The 18,208-nt window shown below is 53.3% G+C and carries 16 protein-coding genes; 10 read left to right on the top strand and 6 right to left on the bottom strand.

Annotation, left to right across the window (positions count from 1 at the left end):
- The first annotated feature begins 54 nt into the window (after positions 1-54).
- The 3 genes from Enr10x_RS00245 to Enr10x_RS00235 are packed head-to-tail and all read left to right on the top strand — an operon-like array spanning position 55 to position 1,312.
- Positions 55-201 (top strand): DUF2256 domain-containing protein, encoded by a 147-nt coding sequence (locus Enr10x_RS00245; protein WP_145447792.1) that lies wholly within the window; start codon positions 55-57, stop codon positions 199-201.
- A complete protein-coding gene (locus Enr10x_RS00240; RefSeq protein WP_145447791.1) occupies positions 198-686 on the top strand; it encodes a metallophosphoesterase family protein in 489 nt (162 codons plus the stop codon). Before Enr10x_RS00245 ends, Enr10x_RS00240 begins: the two co-directional genes overlap by 4 nt.
- Complete coding sequence (locus Enr10x_RS00235; protein WP_145102720.1) at positions 683-1,312, top strand: HEAT repeat domain-containing protein; 630 nt, start codon at positions 683-685, stop codon at positions 1,310-1,312. Before Enr10x_RS00240 ends, Enr10x_RS00235 begins: the two co-directional genes overlap by 4 nt.
- Positions 1,313-1,327: 15 nt before the next feature.
- Here Enr10x_RS00235 and Enr10x_RS00230 read toward each other — a convergent pair whose 3' ends face one another.
- Positions 1,328-2,398 carry a WD40 repeat domain-containing protein gene (locus Enr10x_RS00230; RefSeq protein WP_145102718.1) on the bottom strand — a complete coding sequence of 357 codons (1,071 nt, stop codon included), beginning with the start codon at positions 2,396-2,398 and terminating at the stop codon, positions 1,328-1,330.
- Between the two features lie 2 nt (positions 2,399-2,400).
- On the bottom strand, positions 2,401-3,477 hold the full coding sequence (locus tag Enr10x_RS00225) for a formylglycine-generating enzyme family protein (protein ID WP_145102716.1): 1,077 nt from the start codon (positions 3,475-3,477) through the stop codon (positions 2,401-2,403).
- A gap of 275 nt (positions 3,478-3,752) precedes the next feature.
- Between Enr10x_RS00225 and Enr10x_RS00220 the strand changes: the two genes are divergently transcribed.
- From Enr10x_RS00220 to Enr10x_RS00205, 4 genes are all read left to right on the top strand, one after another.
- Positions 3,753-5,222: a hypothetical protein gene (locus Enr10x_RS00220; RefSeq protein WP_197996321.1), complete on the top strand. Its 1,470-nt coding sequence runs from the start codon at positions 3,753-3,755 to the stop codon at positions 5,220-5,222.
- Positions 5,212-6,414, top strand: a complete 1,203-nt coding sequence (locus Enr10x_RS00215; protein ID WP_145102714.1) for an ARPP-2 domain-containing protein — start codon at positions 5,212-5,214, stop codon at positions 6,412-6,414. Before Enr10x_RS00220 ends, Enr10x_RS00215 begins: the two co-directional genes overlap by 11 nt.
- Positions 6,415-6,522: 108 nt before the next feature.
- Positions 6,523-6,852 (top strand): hypothetical protein, encoded by a 330-nt coding sequence (locus Enr10x_RS00210; protein WP_145102712.1) that lies wholly within the window; start codon positions 6,523-6,525, stop codon positions 6,850-6,852.
- A 162-nt stretch (positions 6,853-7,014) separates the two neighbouring features.
- Positions 7,015-9,222, top strand: a complete 2,208-nt coding sequence (locus Enr10x_RS00205; protein WP_197997426.1) for a right-handed parallel beta-helix repeat-containing protein — start codon at positions 7,015-7,017, stop codon at positions 9,220-9,222.
- Between the two features lie 23 nt (positions 9,223-9,245).
- Here the strand turns inward: Enr10x_RS00205 and Enr10x_RS00200 are convergent, their stop codons facing one another.
- Positions 9,246-10,508: a glycosyltransferase family 87 protein gene (locus tag Enr10x_RS00200; RefSeq protein ID WP_197997425.1), complete on the bottom strand. Its 1,263-nt coding sequence runs from the start codon at positions 10,506-10,508 to the stop codon at positions 9,246-9,248.
- A gap of 777 nt (positions 10,509-11,285) precedes the next feature.
- On the opposite strand from Enr10x_RS00200, the gene Enr10x_RS00195 reads away from it, so the two are divergent.
- Both Enr10x_RS00195 and Enr10x_RS00190 read left to right on the top strand, forming a co-directional pair.
- Positions 11,286-12,443: an IS256 family transposase gene (locus Enr10x_RS00195; RefSeq protein ID WP_232093022.1), complete on the top strand. Its 1,158-nt coding sequence runs from the start codon at positions 11,286-11,288 to the stop codon at positions 12,441-12,443.
- Positions 12,444-12,516: 73 nt separating this feature from the next.
- Positions 12,517-12,834, top strand: coding sequence for a hypothetical protein (locus Enr10x_RS00190; RefSeq protein ID WP_145447788.1), 318 nt, complete (start codon positions 12,517-12,519; stop codon positions 12,832-12,834).
- A 164-nt stretch (positions 12,835-12,998) separates the two neighbouring features.
- Here Enr10x_RS00190 and Enr10x_RS00185 read toward each other — a convergent pair whose 3' ends face one another.
- A complete protein-coding gene (locus Enr10x_RS00185) occupies positions 12,999-13,283 on the bottom strand; it encodes an antibiotic biosynthesis monooxygenase family protein (RefSeq protein ID WP_145102703.1) in 285 nt (94 codons plus the stop codon).
- 258 nt (positions 13,284-13,541) lie between these two features.
- Here Enr10x_RS00185 and Enr10x_RS00180 point away from each other — a divergent pair, with 258 nt between their 5' ends.
- Positions 13,542-15,452, top strand: coding sequence for a hybrid sensor histidine kinase/response regulator (locus Enr10x_RS00180; RefSeq protein ID WP_145447787.1), 1,911 nt, complete (start codon positions 13,542-13,544; stop codon positions 15,450-15,452).
- Between the two features lie 6 nt (positions 15,453-15,458).
- Here the strand turns inward: Enr10x_RS00180 and Enr10x_RS00175 are convergent, their stop codons facing one another.
- A complete protein-coding gene (locus Enr10x_RS00175; protein ID WP_145447786.1) occupies positions 15,459-17,678 on the bottom strand; it encodes a DUF1700 domain-containing protein in 2,220 nt (739 codons plus the stop codon).
- Complete coding sequence (locus Enr10x_RS00170) at positions 17,675-18,037, bottom strand: PadR family transcriptional regulator (RefSeq protein WP_145102698.1); 363 nt, start codon at positions 18,035-18,037, stop codon at positions 17,675-17,677. Before Enr10x_RS00170 ends, Enr10x_RS00175 begins: the two co-directional genes overlap by 4 nt.
- Between the last annotated feature and the right edge of the window lie 171 nt (positions 18,038-18,208).

Below are 18,208 nucleotides of genomic sequence, written 5' to 3'. Positions count from 1 at the left end.
AGTGCCTCCTAAAATTCATCAATGTAATATACTGGATTGAGGGCATTGGCATCCATGACGCACCGAAAATCAGAACTGCCGGAAAAACGCTGCGCCGCCTGCGGGCGGCCTTTTACCTGGCGAAAGAAATGGGCTCGCGTCTGGGAGGAAGTCAGGTATTGCAGCACACGCTGCCGTCGTAACAGAAAGCAGGCAGAGTGAAAATCGGCATTCTCTCAGACTCGCATAACCATCTCGAACGGACCGAGCGGGCTGTCGCACTTCTACAGGACGCGGGAGCCGAAGTGCTGTTTCACTGTGGTGATCTGGCGACCCCCGAAATCGTCGCCGCCTGTGCGGTACTCCCTTTCTATTTTACGTTTGGCAATCACGACTGCGATTCCGTCCCTCTGCTCGAACAGGCGGCCAAGGCACAGGGCGCTCATTGTCTGCAGTGGGGCGGCGAAGTCAAGCTCGCTTCAAAACGAATCGCCCTGGTGCACGGTCACATTACTCGCGATCTGAAAACCCTGCTGGCAGCCGAGCCCGATTACCTGCTCACCGGCCATTCACATCAGACCCACGATTTCCGGGAAGGCAGCACCCGCCGCATCAATCCGGGCGCCCTGTTCCGCGCCAAGGCCTTCACCGTCGCCACGCTGGATCTGACCACCGATGACCTGCAGTGGATTGAGGTACCGCGATGATGATGCCGAAATTTCATCTGAAATATAATCGCGCCGGCCTGGGATGCCTGTTGTTTTTCATCGGTACTCCTCTGGCATTGCTCCTGTTCTGGCGGCTGGCACCCTCCAGTTGGATACTGCGTTTTGAACTACAGAATCAGATGGGAAGGATGGCCTATGACACCAGCAGGTCAGCAGGACCAGAAGCAGTTCCGGTACTTCAGGAATACCTGGCTCATCAAAATCCAGGCACTCGAATCATGACGATCAACGCAACGGGTGCCTATATTGGATCTCATCAGGGAAGCAGCCAGTCTTTGATCACCACACTTTGTCAGCTGGCTCAGCATGACGCAAGCCTGTCAGTACAACAGCATTCAATCACCGCGCTCAGAAGTGTTTCTGGTACTTCAACCGAAGTCGACTTAACCGCTGTGAAACTGATGCATCACCAGAGCGAAGCCATTCGCAGGGAAGCCAAAGAATTACTGCTGATTCGCATTATCAGAGGAATTGATCTTTCACCTGAAGTTTGTACTGTTCGTGAGCAGTTAAGACCTGCACTCGATCGAGCAGATCCAGAAGGCTGTGCTGCCAAAATTCTCAAAGCATTTCTGGAAGAGTGTGGACCTGCTCAGAATGAATGATTTTTACATCTCCTGCTATTCCATATAAAAAGCTGATACTCCCATGTCCTGTGCAATTGCCAGTTGACGGGAATCGGGAGTGAAACAGAGGGCATACGCGGCAGAACGAATCCGGCCAGTTAGTCGAAGGTCTGTCGAATTCAGCACCAGCACTTCAGACCCCGTACAACAGGCGATCCAGTGGTTATCGGGTGATATCGCCAGGCACTTTCCATCTGCGTTGACATCAATGGGTGTTTTAAACTGCGACTTCTGCTGGTAGTCACTGCCCGCCCAGTCATACCTGCTGAGCCCATCAGAACTCAGCATGACGAGAAAACGACCATCTGTGCTCAAGATCACACGGGAGCCATCAGGGACTGCCATTTCCTGAATCAGATCAACTTTGATCGAAGGCGGACAGCGTCCGTGAATACCTGATTCTTCTGTCATTGTCAGAGTGCAGATTTTGGCCGGGCAATGCGAATCGTATGTGACAGCGATCCGATATTGATCATCCTCAATCCGGCACGCTGTAATGGAGCGACCGGAGGCGTCGTCACAGTCCAGGATAAGTTGGACTTCACCGTCAGCATCTTTACAAACAAACCCTCTCAAGTCAGCGCGTCGCAGCACAAATGGCTGACCGAAACCTAAAAAGTCTTTCAATGTATCGCCACCCGTCCCCACCACAAGTTCACCGCAACAGCTGACGTCAGTACAGCCGGCTGCGTAGATTGTTTTCCCGAGCAGAGTTCCCTCTTCTCGGGAGTAGATCATCAGATCCCGCGTTCCTTCTGAAGGGACCGCGAGTATCCGCTCATTATCGAGCCAGGCAATGGCAGGCAAAAAACTTTTGTCAATCTGCCACTTTCGTTGCTTCGATTTCAGATCGAACAATTCCAGCCGGTTATTCTTTACCCCGAGCAGACACTCGCCGTCGGGTGAGATCCGGATCTCATAATAATTTCCACTTTCCCCAGCGGGTAGAGACCAGGCGGCTTCAAAATCCGAACGAGTAATGACGAACAGTAACAAGACCAACACCGTCAAAATCGCCAGCAGAACAAACCACTTCCGGTTTTGAATGAACACCGCCAGACTCATCGTCACCCCCGAGGCACTCCCAGGCAAATCCGAAAGCCGTCGCGGGAATCGGAATAATAATCGCTCTTGAGCCCCAGGCGGACGGCACAGCGGGCGTTGCCGGGCACGTCGAAGTAGTTTCCGCCCCGGCAGACCGGACGACGATTCTGTTCCACTAAATAGACTTCTTCATGGCCTCCTTTTGGATCGAAGTGATCGAGGACAATCTCCCACACGCCGCCACACATGTCGGCCAGTCCAAAACCATTGCGGCCCATCTCACCATATTGATCGACGGGAGAGACAAACGCGAAGCCGTCACTCCAGGGGGCATTCGCCAGCGGCCAGATTTTGTTGCGGCCGGGCAGAAAATCGACCGCGGAAATATTCAGCCGACCTTCGCCGTCGCGCAGATCATCGCCCCACCAGAAATAATGGCTCTCCGTACTTCCCCCCCGGCAGGCATACGCCCACTCGGCTTCGGTCGGCAGACGATAGACTAACCCATCCGGCAGGCGCCCCGCTTTCTTTTCCCGCTCGGTAAGCCATTTGCAGAACGCGCGACCGTCGTTCCAGCTCACGCAGACCACCGGATAACAGTCGCGGAGGGGAAACCCGAAACCTGGATCCCGCCAGCTCTTGTCTTTCACCGAAATCCAGGGGTGCGGCGGCGCTTTGGCCGTGATCTTCCAGTTGGGATCAAAGACCTGCGTTTCTCCGCCTGGTTTCTCGGCATCGCTCACGTAGCCCGTTTCGGCGACAAACCGTTTGAACTGTCCCACACTCACCTCGGTGCGGCCCATCCAGAAACCGTCTTTGACCTGCATCGGACGGGGCATTTCTCCTTCGTATGATTCCCGCGTCGTGCCCGGCGTCGCACCTCCTTCAATGCCGGTCGCCCAGGCTTTCTCTTCCGGGGTACTGCCCATCATGAATTTGCCCGGCGGTATGTAAAGGACCTCCAGAGAAACCTCTTCGCCCAGATCAATCTGTTTTGAATCTCCCTTTGCAGACGGGTCGGCGGCCTGAGTTGTTTTCGTCACGGCAAGACTGAGCATGACAACAGGCAACAATAGATAAATCACGTTTGAGATTTTCATCGGGCGGGTCCTTTGTACGGCAGGTCAAAACAAGAAGGTTAAGAAAAATCCTACCAGAAGGTATCGGCCTGTCAACATGTTGTCTGAATCAGGTGAACTTTCCCGCAGGTTTGCCTGTCATTTCATCTGAGCTTGCTATACCCGCGGTGGCGCGGGATACTCGGACATCCGTTCGTGGGACTTGAGAGTGACTTCCGCGTAAGCTTCTGCAGCTTTTCAGCTCGTCGCTGTCTGCATTCCCCGAACGGATCTTTTTGACTCAGGAACTGACACTTGTGACAGACGGCACTTTTTCAACATCGTCTCCCGAACGAATGCGCCTGCGCGAACGGTGCGAGCGGGAAGACCTCGTGATGTTTATCAACTCCTGTTTCGCCGCGACGCGACAGAATGAGTACTACACCGACCTGTACCTCGCCACCGTTTCGATTGAATTCCTGCACCAGTACGTGCTGATCAATTACCGCTTACTTTATGCGCGGACGTTGTCAGCTGGCATCAATCATTTTAACCAGCAGCAGATTATCTTTAACCTGCTCCAGTCCGGCGCGCCGGCTGATCTCGCGCAGCGGACTGAAGAAGGAGCACTGATTGCAGCTGCCCTGCGCGGACTGCCTCCCAACAGGGTCTATGCGCTGTTTACCCGGCTGCAACAGAACCGGATTAACAACCGACGTACGCGGGCCGTGATCAAGTCCTATCTGGCCTGGCGGCGTGAACCGGAATTTGACGCGATCAAGTATCGCAACAAGTACCGCTCCGCAGCTGCGCACATTCATTGTCAACTCGACGAAGAACTGGGACGGTTTCTGTTTGATCATGCAAACCAGAAACCGTTCACCCGGCCTCTGCTGAATCAGTATCGCCAGGCGCAGTACAGTGCGGCTGCGATTTATGAACTGCCGTTTACGGTGGCGGAATCGCTGGCGCAGAAACATCAGGTCCCTCGCGAGGTCTTCCTGCAGAAGATCGAACCGAAAATGACGGCGGCAGAAAAAATGCGCTATCAGTCGGCTGCGGCGCGGACGAAAGGGGTCGAGATTGAATTTGACCTGAGCCGGGCCGGACTGACGAAACTGGCGCTCTATGTTCTTTCTTTAAAGCAGAGCGAACGTCAGGACCGGGCTGCGGAGCTGCAGACAGCACTGGAATCGGCGGCTGAGAAAGCCCTGCGGCGCGCTCCCCTGACGCTGGGACGCGTGGCGGCCGTGCTTGATCGCAGCCGGTCTACGAAGGGAAGTCGCGAACGACGAAACCGTCCCCTGGGCGTGGCACTGGCAGCCAGCTACCTCCTGCGAAAAGCGTCACGTGACTATCGGGCATTCTGGACGCCTGCGAATACAGAGGGAGAAGATGAGTTCCTGACACGACCGGCAGGACAGACGGCGCTGGCAGAACCGCTGCTCGATGCGCTGGACTGGCAGCCGGATCTGATTGTGATTGTCTCCGACGGTTACGAAAATGATCCTCCCCAACTGGTGGATCAGGTGGCCCGCGTGTACCGGGAAGCGATTGGCAAAGGGAATACTCCGGAGATTGTGCACATGAATCCGGTCTTCGATGCCGACCATTATTCACCGAGGCGGCTGGGGGCGACCATCCCCACCGTGGGACTGCGCGATGCGGAAGACATTCCCACCATGCTGGGATTCGCCCGTTTCACTGCGGGAACAACCACACTGGCGGATCTGGAAACGTATCTCGCTCACCGCGTTAACAGGATGCTGAACACTGATGAAACCTGAATCTGCAAAACCGGACGATCTGCTGGAGACCATCTCTCTGAAAGGCCTGACGCTCGCTCCTTCCCAGGTATTGGGAGGGGTGCGGCTGGCGCCCGTGTTGCGCAAACAGGTCCGTGAAGATCTGCGTCTGACGCGGCGGCCCTATCACGAGGACATCGCCGCTGTCCAGCTCGACAGCAAAACGGCTTACTATTCGTATATTCCGCACGCCTTTGTGGCAGACTGGACGAACGATGGTTCGCCGACAGTCGCCTACGGTACACAGATCCAACGTCTGCGAAAGCAGAAAAACAGTGATGGCCAGGTCCATGATCTGGGCTTCGCCACAGCGCGGGTGATGAAAAAAATGCGGAAACGGGAGGATCGCAATCGCCTGCGGTTCCTGCCGATGGATGTTTCACTGGAAGGATTTCTTTCACTGCACTTTGGCGGGCCCGATGTGATCTGGGAAGAATACTCCCGCGCCGCGATCCGCGACGGATTGAGTCCGCGCTGTGAAATGTCGGTTCCCGGTCGCTGGATCAAGGGGCTGGAAGATGCCCTCCGCGTTTTCGAGATTCACGAGAATCAAGTCGGTTCGCTGGTCTTTGTCGGCGATGCCCTGGCGTCGGCGTTCATTGTGCCTCATCCGGATGACTACCGGGACCTGCACGAAACGCTGCTGACTGATGATTTTGGAGAACTGCTCTACTTCTACGGACTGTATGCGCAGGAAAACCGACTGCATCCGGAGGACATCGACGCCGACCGCGTGCAGTCGTTGCAGGATCTGCGCAATGAAGTGGATCGCGTGCGCTCCGACTGGTCAGCGCTGCACACGCTGATGTCGGACAACCTTCTGGGGTGTCCGGTTCACAATGAGATGGTTTACCACATGGGACCATTTCAGCTGCAGCGATTCATGACGGAGCTGAACCCGAAAGCGGAAAACCATATCGGGGAAGCCATTGTGCGTAAAAATGGAACGCTGGAATACCTGAAATCATATCGCCTCTCTGCCGCCCAGTGCCGGCGAGCCTATCTGCTGATGCAGCTGGCCAATCACAACTGGTCCGTGGAGGCCTGCGCGGAGAGCCTGGATTGCACCCAACATGAACTGATTTACCGCCTGGAAAAAGCGGGCTTCGGGCACCTGTTCCACCCGCATGTGCGGGACAAAGTTCACAGCATGCTGCGGAATGACCCCTGGTAACCAGTGATTAACCCGGAATTTCAGTCCGCTGTTTGACAGACCGTCTGAGTGTTGTACCATTGGCCAATAGAGCAATCAGTAACGAATCATCAACCGACCGGGAGAACTATGGGATATCAAGCCTTCTACTGTTGCTACAAGACCGATGAAGTGGTCAGCCCGGAAGAAGCCTGCGAGATGGATCTGAACATCGCCGGGGATCGGATTCTCGAATTACTCCAGGGCGATGATGATTTTTTCGGGCTGATTGATGAGCATGACACCACTTTGCAGTTCATCCGCAACGGCGACTTGATCTGGATGGAAATTCCGATCCCTGACCAGAAAGGGAGTTTTGGAAAACACATTCCTATCGACGAAGTGGGACCGCTCATCGCCGGGCTACCTTCCCGGATTGATCTGAATGATTTTTCTGAAATGCGGTTTCAATCCTGGTAACTCAATCGCCAGCTCGCCAGCCTCGGCAATCGTTCCTCGCGCAGGGTACACTGCCGGGTAATTTGACGCTGAGCAACCCGCCTCCTATATTCGAAAAAGCAGTACTGCGGAATCAAAACGCGCAGTATGTCTTCCTTTATGAATCATAACACAGGTCGCTCAATGAACGTTTTCCAGATATTCCTCACCAGTCTGTTCATACTCAGTCTGACCTGCACCGGCCAGGCGGATCTCAACCTGTATGTCAAAGCCGATGCCGCTCCCCAGGGAGATGGCAGTCGTGATAAACCGTTCCGACAGATCGATCAGGCACGCGATACGATCCGTAAGTCCCGTCAGAATGGTCAGCTGAAAATGGGTGAATCGGCTACGGTTCACATTCAACCCGGCGTTTATGAAATCCAGAAATCACTCGAATTCCAGAAAGCGGACAGTGGTACCGCCGAAGCTCCCGTCGTGTATCGGGCGACAGAACCCGGTCGGGTCCGTATCCAGGGAGGCGTCAATCTGAACCCTGCCTCGTTTCAGCCGGTCACAGATGCCTCCGTCTTAAAACGGATTCCTGCTTCCGCGCAGAAGAAAGTTCGTGTCTGCGATCTGTCGAAAGTTTCTGCAGGCACGTTTGCAGAATTCAAACGCTCTTACCGCGGTGTCCCCGTCGGCCCCTGGCTGTATGTAAATAGTGCACCAATGACCCTCGCCCGCTGGCCCAATGCCGATGCAGACAACGGCGGCTGGGCCACCTTTTCCAAAGCGGTCGACAAAGGCCTGCCCGACCCCAAAGCCAAGGACCCGGCCAAACGGAAACTGCATCCCGGTGCGTTCGTCTTCGATGATCCGCGACCGGCCCGCTGGAACCTGCAGGAAGGGGTCTGGCTGCTCGGTTACTGGACCCACGACTGGAGCGATGAAGTCATCCGGATTGCAGACTACGATCCCAAACAGAAGATCATCCGGCTGGCTGCCCCGCACAATTACGGCATCATGGGGGGCACCTGGGGCTCCCAACAACGTCGCTTCTTCGCTCTCAATGTTCTGGAGGAACTGGATGCCCCGGGCGAGTGGTATCTCGATCGGAAACGAAAGCAACTCTACTTCTATCCGGATGGGAACCTGAAAGATACCTCGATCGTCCTGGCTACACTGACGCAGCCTCTGCTCAAACTGCAGGAGACAAAGCATATCCGTTTCGAGAATCTGAATCTGGAATTTGGTCACTCCGAAGGGGTTTCCCTGCGGAACACCGAAAACGTTGAACTGGCCGGCTGTGTGATTGCCAATCTGGCCAGTGGCGGCATCTCTGTGAACGGGAAACAGAATACCATTCGCAGCTGCGATCTATATCATTTAGGAACCCGGGGAATTTCTCTGTCAGGCGGTGATCGTAAACAACTCACCCGGGCCGACAACCGGGCGATCAATAATCACATTCACCATTATGGCCTCTTCCAGCGGACTTATGCCCCGGGCATCTACGCCAATGGCTGCGGACAGATTGTACGGAACAACTGCATCCACGATGCACCCCACAACGCGATTCTGTATGGCGGAAATGAGAACCGGTTCGAACGCAACGAAATCTATCGCGTGGTCATGGAGACCGGCGACTCGGGCGCCTTTTACACGGGCCGCGACTGGACCAGCCAGGGAAATATTCTCAAACATAACTTCATCCATAACCTGGGAGGCGGCGACGCAGAGCATGTAAATACGATGGGCGTGTACCTCGATGACTGTGACAGCGGCGACACGGTGGAAGGCAACGTGTTCTTTCAGACGGGCCGGGCGATCATGATCGGCGGCGGTCGCGATAATCCCATTTTGAATAATCTGGTGATCGACTGTCCCATCGGACTGCACATCGATTCGCGGGGGATGACCTGGAAACAGTGGAACGACCCCAAGTCATCCGGCTGGAACCTGGAAGCCAAGGCGGAAAAGATGAACTACAAACAACCGCCCTGGAGTGAACGTTATCCTCATCTGGCAAAGATCATGCAGGACTCACCCCGCGAGCCTTTATACGATCCCGTCCGCCGTAACGTTTTTGTGGACTGTACCAAAGAAGTCGCTCACTTTGACGGGAATGTCAAGAAGCTGCTCGACAAGTTTGAAATCGAACACAATCTGGCCGTCAATACGCGCGGCGCTGCACAGGGAATCGCACTGACGAAAGATCTCAAAGGCTTTACCAACCTGAGCGGATCTGCCGCGAAGCCGATTGCGCTGGGTATGACGAAAACCGCACAGGGGAAGCTGGAACTGCACCAGGATCCTTCCCTGCTGACAAAGCAGATCAGTTTTGAACCGATTCCCTTCGATCAGATCGGCCTCTACCGGGATGACTATCGCCGGGAACTGCCAGAGTAATCAGACTTCGCGAATCGTGAAGCTCAGACCTTGACTGGCTCGTGTTCCAGGACCGGTTGTTTCTCGACCTGCGGTGCTTTCTCCCTGGTCACCCAGTGATGCCGACTGAGCAGAAAGCAGATGATGCCGAGAAACAGGAACGTGGAAGTATGGTAGGTTCCCAGCAGCTCGCTGTAAAACTTACCCACGAACGCGCGATTGAGAACCAGTACCATGCAGGCGAAGACTCCGATGCCGATCTTCAAGGGCTTCGTGAACTGCTTGCGGCTCAGGGAGGAGCGAATCAGCAGATAGATTCCCGGGAAGATCCCCACGCAATGCTGCCCCCAGGTGACCGGTGAGTACAGCAGAATCATGATCGAAACCACCGCGCATTCCCAGAGGATGCGTTCGTCCGAACGATCATCGTAATGCCTGCGAAACAGCCACGCAACGAAGCCGAGAAAAGCCAGCATGCTTAGTGAAATGATCCGCCCCGCGGTGAGGGGGGGAATGTTGAGAAAATCCACATAGAGCGGCGTTTTCATCCGCGCTTCGTGGTCCAAGGGAAAATGCATCAGATAGCGTGCCAGTGAGACCCGCAGAGACATATTCGCGATCGGAACCGGTCCACAGATTCCCCGGGAAGGATCCTTCTCTTTGAAACCATGCATGACATTATTCACCCAGTGCTGATAGGTATGCACGGATTCGGAATATCCCAGTTTCATGATCGGAGACAACGTGAAACAGGCGGCGGCCAGAAAGGTCAGCCCCGCCATCTTCCATTCCCGCTTGAGAATAAACCAGGCCCAGAACAACGAAGGCGTACATTTCAGCGCCATCGCGAAACCGAGAATCAGACTCCCGCGAAATTCCTTCTTTTCCCGCCAGAAATACACGGCCAGCCAGGCGGCGGCTACCAGTGCCAGATTGATTCCGCATTCCAGCATGTCTCTGACGAGGTAGCGGCTGGAGAGCAGGATGGCGATCGTCACCGTCCAGAACAGTTCGTTTTTACCCAGCGGAAAATGAACTTCGCTCAGTCGATTTAAAGTCCGGACCAGCAGATACAGCACCAGAAAAAACAGGGGATAGACCAGCAGATACGCGGTCTCCATGGGAATCCAGGCCAATACGGAATGCACAAAACCCCAGAAAGGAGGGTACGGGTAATTAATGTTGTCCGTATAGAGAAATTGTCCGGTCGCGATGAAATGACCCGAGAGCCAGTGCAACGGAAAGTCGCCGGGAGGACGCCGGGCAATGCGGATGAACTGGATGACAGAAACGATCACCGCCAACACAATACAGCAGGTCCGCCAGATCCTGTTATGTCTGTAAAACAGCTCCCTGATCAAAATCGCCTCCCTGCGAATAGACTTGTGTTGCTCTGATGTCGTGATTTATATACAAATCCCCCTCTTCTCATAAAGAGTAGTTATCGGAAACAGATCAGGAGGCATAACACTTCAGATGCTGAGACAAATTTCAGCTGACGGGTGTTCCCTATCTGCTGCTCATAACGGGGTCTCGAAATCTTTGGGATATTTTTAGCCCAATCAAATAAAAAGTTTGCAATATTAAATACAGCTTATAAACTGAAACTCATAACACCCTTCGCTTATATGTCTATATTCGAGTCAACACTTCAACGAGCCAGAACAATTCAGTACAACTTAGTTTCACCTCTATTCTGAAGAGAAACTCTGTACCACGTTCTGACCTCAAACCTTTTCGAATCAGTGCGCATTGTTACAAACTCACCCTCGTTTGTTGCGCATGCGCATGCAGTTTCTGGAGAATCCATTAATAGCTGAGGCACGAATTAGCAGCTAAAAAACGACAAACAATCAGACGACATTTCATACAGATTTTCATATCTTTTTTTTACGGTTTTTATCGGAGAATCGTCATGAAGAAAGTTACTGTAACATCTCTTCTGTAAATTATCTGTGTGGCGGAGTGGTGCTTGTTATTTGAGCGTAGCGAAAATAACAAGCACCACTCCGGCGAGCCCTTGAAAGGGTGGGCCAGATCGGTTTCTTTTTAATGTTTTCCACAACAGAAAAGGAACTCCAACCATGGCCCACCAACAACAATCTAACAACATTCTCGACGCTGTCCAGCTCCTGGCCGATCATGGATTCGATGAAATGTCGCAAGCACTCCAGATCCTGTTCAACGAAGCGATGAAGCTGGAACGTTCCGAATACCTCGGTGCCGAACCGTATCAACGCAGCGTAACGCGCCGTTCTTATGCCAACGGGTTTCAAGCCGAAATCAATTCCAAAGTCGCCTCGGAAAGCTGGAACTGCAGGTGCCCCAGACACGCGACGGCGACTTTTATCCCTCTGCACTGGAGCGCGGCGAACGGAGTTGAACGCGCACTGAAGCTGGCAATCGCTGAAATGTATGTTCAAGGCGTCTCTACCCGTAAGGTCGCCAAAATCACCACCGAACTCTGTGGCTTTGATGTCACCAGTACACAGGTCAGTCGGGCAGCGAAACTGCTCGACGAAGAGCTGGAAACGTGGCGTAATCGACCGCTGGGGCAGGTGGAATACCTGATCCTCGACGCCCGCTATGAAAAAGTTCGCGTGGAGGGCAGCGTGCGGGACTGTGCCGTGCTGATTGCGATCGGCGTCCTGGCCAGCGGTCACCGGAGCGTGCTCGGAGTGTCTGTGTCGCTCTCCGAAGCCGAAGTCCATTGGCGTGAATTCCTGGGTTCACTCAACCAGCGCGGCCTGCATGGCGTGAAGCTGATCGTCAGTGATGCACACGAAGGCCTGAAAGCGGCACGACAGAACATGCTTGCTGGAACGCCCTGGCAGCGTTGCCAGTTCCATTTGATGCAAAACGCGATGCAATACGTTCCCAAGGTTCATTTGCGCAAACAGGTGAGCGAAGAATTACGCAATATCTTTAATGCCAGAGACCTGGATGATGCGCTGAATGAACTGAAACGGTTCGTTTCCACTCATGAAAAAACAGCTCCGAAACTGGCGAGTTGGGCGGAAGAAAACATCCCGGAAGGACTGACCGTATTCACCATCCCTGCCGGTCATCGCAAGCGGATGCGAACCACAAACATGCTGGAACGGCAGAATAAGGAATTAAAACGGCGTACCCGCGTAGCGGGACTGTTTCCCAATGAGGAGTCGTTGCTGAGGCTGGTGACCGCGGTCCTGGTGGAACTCAGCGACGACTGGGAAACCGGCATGAGATACCTGACAATTTAATGCTGATCACAGAGACCGAAGGCCCCGGAAATTTACAGAATGTTTGTTGCTTTATCTGAAGAAAATGGTGTCGATGTTACATTCGTTGCTGATCGGTCCTGTTACTTTTTGTGTGGGGTTGATGGTCATCCTGTCAGTTTCGCTGATTTGGCTTAATCGGATGGTGGAGGTGGATACCTCTGGCAGACCGCTGGTTCATCGCAAATGCGTGAAGAACCGGCACCCGATTACCACCGAAATGATCGAGTTAACCAGAGAGCTGGGTTGGGACGAGAACCCGGATAATCTCTCGAAGCTCGAAGAACTGGCGGAATTTCATCGTAGGACAACTACCGAAGTCAGTTCGAATGACGAATCGCTGTCGCTCATCAAAAATATAGAGGTCGATTAAACCTGGCACAGCAGGGACCACCTGATCCAGACCGCATTCCAAAAGGTATGTGAGTGTGGATCAGGAAAGCCGGTGTTGTGTCAATCGATCGAAATCTCAAATCACAGAGTCAGTCCAGCTGTGCCTGCCGCATTCATGAATGTGGCGGGAACAGTGAACTGCGATCAGTGCTTGTAGATTTTGTGTCGTGGGCGATCTGACAAAATCTCTTCTTTGCCCCAGTCGGTGACTGCATGAAAGGCATCGCTGTGGATGAAGTCCAGGAATGCCTGTTCATCGGACCATTCGCTGGTAATCATGTAAGAAGCGCTGTCACTCACATCTTTCCATAAACTCGATGTGGTATGCCCCTCGGCTGACTGCAAGGCCTGCAAGACACTGGCAAATTTCTCTTCGAAGGCGTCCTGCTTTCCCTCTATGACGTGATAGTTCATTCCGACCGTAATCATATCCTTAAACCTTTCTTGAGAAGTTTATTGACAAATGCATCGCAGGTCATCGTATGACAGGGACCCGACGGTGACAACACCAGGATCTTCCATACACTTATACTTTTGAATCATTTCTTTTTTAAAGATGACAGCTAGCATATTCACCAGAGTTTCATCAGCTACCCCGTCAAAAAGTCTGAGAAACACATTCACTTCCCGATCGTATCATCACATCAATTCAATACCCGGCGAAAATCGGAATTAAGGGTCTACTGAATGAACCGCTTGAACTGGCATCAGGCAGTCTTGCAGAACATGGTTGATGCTGTGATAGCCGTGGATGACCGCCAACAGATCATGCTCGTCAATCCCGCAGCGGAGCGGCTGCTCGGGCAGCAGCTCAAAGAAATCCAGGGGCAGGCTTTCTTTGACATCTTCATTTTTCAAAATGAACAGATTCGAACTGAAATGCATCGGCGTCTGGAGAGCGTCTTGCAAACGGGTACGCCTTCAATTTTTGTCGACCATGCCTCCCTGACCAACCGGGAGGGTCGTCACCTGGTGATCAGCGGTGACATCGCTCCCATTTATGGACATGCCAGTAAGATCATGGGCGCGCTGGTTGTGATTTATGCCGGCAAATCAGAACTAAACCCGGGACTCCGTACAGAAGATTTGCAAAGCTTTGTTACAAATGCCCCCATTGCTATCGCATTGTTCGATAAAAATATGCGCTACCTGGCAACCAGCCAGCGCTGGATCGACGCTTATCACCTGGACAACGAAATACTACCGGGGCGATCGCACTATGAAGTCTTCCCCGAAATTCCCAACCATTGGAAAGTAGCCCATCAACAGGCTCTTTCCGGGACAACTCTCCGCGACGAAGAACTCTTCCTGCGAAAAGATGGATCCGTGCAATGGGATCGCTGGATTCTCCAACCCTGGTACGAATCGCCAACTTCGATCGGTGGTATTCTAGCCCTGACCGAAGATTTCACTGACCGCAAACACCTGGAACAGGAAAACCAGGAGCTGCTGGAGCAACTTGTCGCATCCCAGAAAATAGAATCGATCGGCAGACTCACAGCAGGGATCGCGCACGATTTCAATAATATGTTGAACGTGATTCAGGGGCATGTTGGTCTGGCGTTGCTGGAAAAAGATTTGAATCAACCGCTCTATGAACATCTGACAGAAATTCGTGACGCAGCAGATCGTTCCACCGATCTGATACAGCAGTTGCTGGGTTTTGCCAGCAAGGAGGACCACGAGCCCAGACTCGTCAATGTGAATCAGACCATCGAAGAAATGCTCGGCATCTTGAGGCGCCTGATCAATGAAGAAGTGGAACTGGTCTGGGAACCGGAATCTGAGGGATGCATTGTCAAAATGGATCCCTCACAGCTGGATCAGATTCTCGCAAACCTCTGCGTGAATGCCAGTGATGCCATTTCCGGAATCGGAAAAATTACACTTCAAACATTGAGCAGGGAATTCGATCAGGATTTCTGCGCCTTACACCCCGGTTATCTACCCGGTCAATTTGCCGTACTGGCTGTCTCTGATACCGGCACCGGCATGGACGAGGAAACGCAGACCCGGATTTTTGAACCCTTCTTTACCACTAAACCTGCCGGAAAAGGGACTGGCATTGGCCTGTCCACCGTCTTTGGGATTGTGCAACAGAATCAGGGCTTCATCCAGGTCGAGAGTCAACCCGGCTGTGGTTCTACCTTTCAGGTCTTTCTTCCCTGTCGACGAGACGAAACCCCTTCACACTTAGTGGAACCCGCTTTCCGCACACCCGGCGGAACTGACGAAATGATTCTCCTCATCGAGGACGAGCCGATGCTGGCAAAAATCAGTCGGGAAATTCTGCTCTCGCTTGGATATCGCGTGATCACAGCCACCAGTCCCCGAGACGGTATTCAAATGATGATGGATTTTAAAGGAACCATTGATCTGCTGATCACAGATGTCGTGATGCCCGAAATGAGCGGTAAAGAGCTTTTCCGGGCGATCCAGGAACTTCAGCCGGATCTGAAAGTTTTATATATGTCTGGTTATTCAGCAAACGTTCTGGACGAGCATGGCATTGACAAAGAACATGCCTGGTTCCTCAAAAAACCTTTCTCCCGCGATGAGCTGGCTGTCAAGGTTCGGCAGGTTCTGGAACTGTCCTGACGACTCTCACTTCGTCTCCTTCGCTGACAGCGATTCCGCCTCCACCACGGGCTGTCCGTCCCGGATCTGATAGCGCAACGGCATTCCCGTCCCGGGATCCACGGGCACTTCAGCAAAATAACCGGGCACCAGATCCTCTAACGTTTCCGGTAACTGACCCTCCTTCCGGCGATACAGTTCGGCCGCGATCAGAGTCAAAGCCACCATTTTCTGAGCAAGCGGTTTCCTGTTGGAAGTCCAGTAGCTGGAGGTCTGGAAAGGCGACATCACCATCAAGGCAGGCAGATATTTGATCCGCAACGCAGGTGAATCCATCAAACGTTGATATTCTTCCTGATAGGCAGCCTCTGTTTCAGGTGTCCCTTTGGTGATCGCCTCCCAGAACAGGTGATTCAGATACAGCAATTCACGCCGCATTTCTTTTCGATCGGCAATCTGCAGTGCCAGGATACCCGACTTGATTTGAAATGGAATCCATTCACTTCGATCAGGCTCTCTTGAATCCTGCCAGACCAGCGACGGAATCGTGGATAATAATATCTCACGATTCTTCATGGAACTCTCTACCAGTCTCTTTAACACGTGAAAGCCAGCTACTGTAAATCGACCGTTTCCATTTCCGTCGTCCGTATACATATACTGTAAAATATGTTTCAGGTATTCCTCGGAAGGTTCCAAGTTGAGCGCTGGTATCGGCATTTTGCTGAGCTGTTCCTGCAGGATTTTTAATTGCCGCTCATTGAACAGGTTGGGATATCGCTCAACAATCTGTTTCGCCAGTTCAGCAGCACGACCTGCCAAATCATTCGCACTATTCTGACAGATGACCCAGGGCCCTGTCTGACGATAATGGTCCGCCGCATTAATACGCGCCAGTAACAGTTCCAGACAGCGTTCTGCCTCACCCTCTTCGGCTGCCAGATAAACGGCACCGGTCAGCACAGGCATGATTTTGTAACCCAGTTCCTGGGATTGGGGCAACATAATTTGGAATCGGTTCGCACCCGGTGGATTCAGTTCATACGGACGGTTTAATTTCCAGAACTCATCAAAACCATCGTAGTCGTCTGCCCGCGGTCGGTTAATGAAACCCAGCTCCGGCAGACTGGCCGCTTGCAGGAAATGCTCGACGACTCCCACATGCTTGTTCAAAAATGCTTTCGCTTCAGGCCAGCTCTCACTGGCAGGCCCCTCGAACGCATTCGCTTTCCGCAGCTTGTCAAACTCATCCGCTCCCCGTTTGGAAAAATCTGCCAGACCCTGCAGATACAAAGGCCACGCACGCTCGTCCCTGGGAATCGCGCGGCTCTGCTTGTCCAGATTTTCAATCGGATCAGATTTGATCGTTGGCTGAGCCACCATTAACCGCACCGTCACTACAGCCCAGGGAATCAGTAACAGCAACAACATCACGAGCAATCCCTGCCAGGTTCGTCGTCGCGCCCGCCAGGCTAATGGCCGGTTCCGCAAACGGGCCCGGCGGATTAACTTCGCAGCGGTTTGCGGAGAACCGAACGACTCCAGCAGCGCCGCCTCACTTTCCCCCTTCTCCAGGCCGTCAGCAAAGTGCGCACACAATTCCAGCGCCACATCCCGTTTCTCCCCGGGCCACAGCCGCGACCGTTGCACCACATCCAGCACAACGGACATCAAGTTTTCCGGCAGCGGGTAATCCAGCAGTTCACCCACCGTATTCGTCTCATACGCCAGGCCACTCAGCGCCACCGCCTCTCCGCACTGTAAAATGATCTCATCCGGCGCATGTCCCGCATCCAGCTGCCACCTTAAATTCTGACAGACACGCCGCAACATTCTGCGGGCCGACCACCACTTGACGCGCGGATTGACCACGATCCGCTCCACCACGGGCCATAAGCGGGCCGGCAATGGTGCATTGAAAATCCAGTCTGTGCTGCGCGTCGCACGAATCAGTGTCGCAATACTCGCCGGCTCACTCAGCTGCTCGATCAGTTGGGCCTCCGCACAACCCTCCCTCAGCAAGGAACTGCAGGATTGGACCAGCCGACGCACCGATTTCACTCGCAAGCGACCGGGTAACGGATCCGTAACAGCCCAAAGGGATTCGACCAGCCGGTCAGAGAAGGCGGAAGTATCAACCAGTTCCAGCGGCTCCTGGGGGCCGGTCACCTGACCGCGCATTAATTGAGAAACCGGCGTTTGCAGAACTTTTTTCCAGTCAAATTTTTCGGCAGAGACCGCATTCATGCTTCACCCCCCTGCAACTTCGGTTGGGTTCCGGACAGAATCCCCAGGCTCTGCATCGCATTCGTGACCGCGATCCACTGTGCCGTATCGTTTGCCAGCCGTTTCTTCCCCTTGGCCGTCAGTGAATAATACTTGCGTTTGCGTCCATTCCCCGATTTTTGCCAACTGGGGCGGATCAATCCCTGGGACTCCAGGTTGTACAGCAGCGGATAAAGTGTCGATTGTCCCATGTTGAGTACACCATCGGTCTGCTCAGACAATGCTTCCACGAGTTCATAACCATATTTGGCGCCGTCTTCCAGCAGCTTCAATACCGCCACTGGCCCGGCACCCCGCATCAGTTCCCGTTCGACTCGCATGCTGCTCACCCTCTCGCTTTGACTAATCACAGATTTGGGCCTCTCCTATATATACTATGTGTGACATAGTATGTGAGTCAAGAATTATCTGTGCGGGTTCACGAAATCGGTTTGCAGAGACCAGTCTCACAGAGGATGAAATTCCGGTTAAGTCCGGGGAGTGCTCTGTTA

The sequence above is a fragment of the Gimesia panareensis genome, from assembly GCF_007748155.1.
GTDB lineage: Bacteria > Planctomycetota > Planctomycetia > Planctomycetales > Planctomycetaceae > Gimesia > Gimesia panareensis.
This window is presented reverse-complemented; position numbering and strand designations above follow the sequence as displayed.

Bases quoted from the DNA above. Each gene is read 5' to 3' on its own strand.
- Enr10x_RS00225 (WP_145102716.1), bottom strand. From the start codon at position 3,477: ATGAAAATCTCAAACGTGATTTATCTATTGTTGCCTGTTGTCATGCTC.
- Enr10x_RS00235 (WP_145102720.1), top strand. From the start codon at position 683: ATGATGATGCCGAAATTTCATCTGAAATATAATCGCGCCGGCCTGGGA.
- Enr10x_RS00175 (WP_145447786.1), bottom strand. From the start codon at position 17,678: ATGAATGCGGTCTCTGCCGAAAAATTTGACTGGAAAAAAGTTCTGCAA.
- Enr10x_RS00195 (WP_232093022.1), top strand. From the start codon at position 11,286: ATGGCCCACCAACAACAATCTAACAACATTCTCGACGCTGTCCAGCTC.
- Enr10x_RS00215 (WP_145102714.1), top strand. From the start codon at position 5,212: ATGAAACCTGAATCTGCAAAACCGGACGATCTGCTGGAGACCATCTCT.
- Enr10x_RS00205 (WP_197997426.1), top strand. From the start codon at position 7,015: ATGAACGTTTTCCAGATATTCCTCACCAGTCTGTTCATACTCAGTCTG.
- Enr10x_RS00185 (WP_145102703.1), bottom strand. From the start codon at position 13,283: ATGATTACGGTCGGAATGAACTATCACGTCATAGAGGGAAAGCAGGAC.
- Enr10x_RS00230 (WP_145102718.1), bottom strand. From the start codon at position 2,398: ATGAGTCTGGCGGTGTTCATTCAAAACCGGAAGTGGTTTGTTCTGCTG.
- Enr10x_RS00170 (WP_145102698.1), bottom strand. From the start codon at position 18,037: ATGCGAGTCGAACGGGAACTGATGCGGGGTGCCGGGCCAGTGGCGGTA.
- Enr10x_RS00190 (WP_145447788.1), top strand. From the start codon at position 12,517: ATGTTACATTCGTTGCTGATCGGTCCTGTTACTTTTTGTGTGGGGTTG.
- Enr10x_RS00245 (WP_145447792.1), top strand. From the start codon at position 55: ATGACGCACCGAAAATCAGAACTGCCGGAAAAACGCTGCGCCGCCTGC.
- Enr10x_RS00180 (WP_145447787.1), top strand. From the start codon at position 13,542: ATGAACCGCTTGAACTGGCATCAGGCAGTCTTGCAGAACATGGTTGAT.
- Enr10x_RS00210 (WP_145102712.1), top strand. From the start codon at position 6,523: ATGGGATATCAAGCCTTCTACTGTTGCTACAAGACCGATGAAGTGGTC.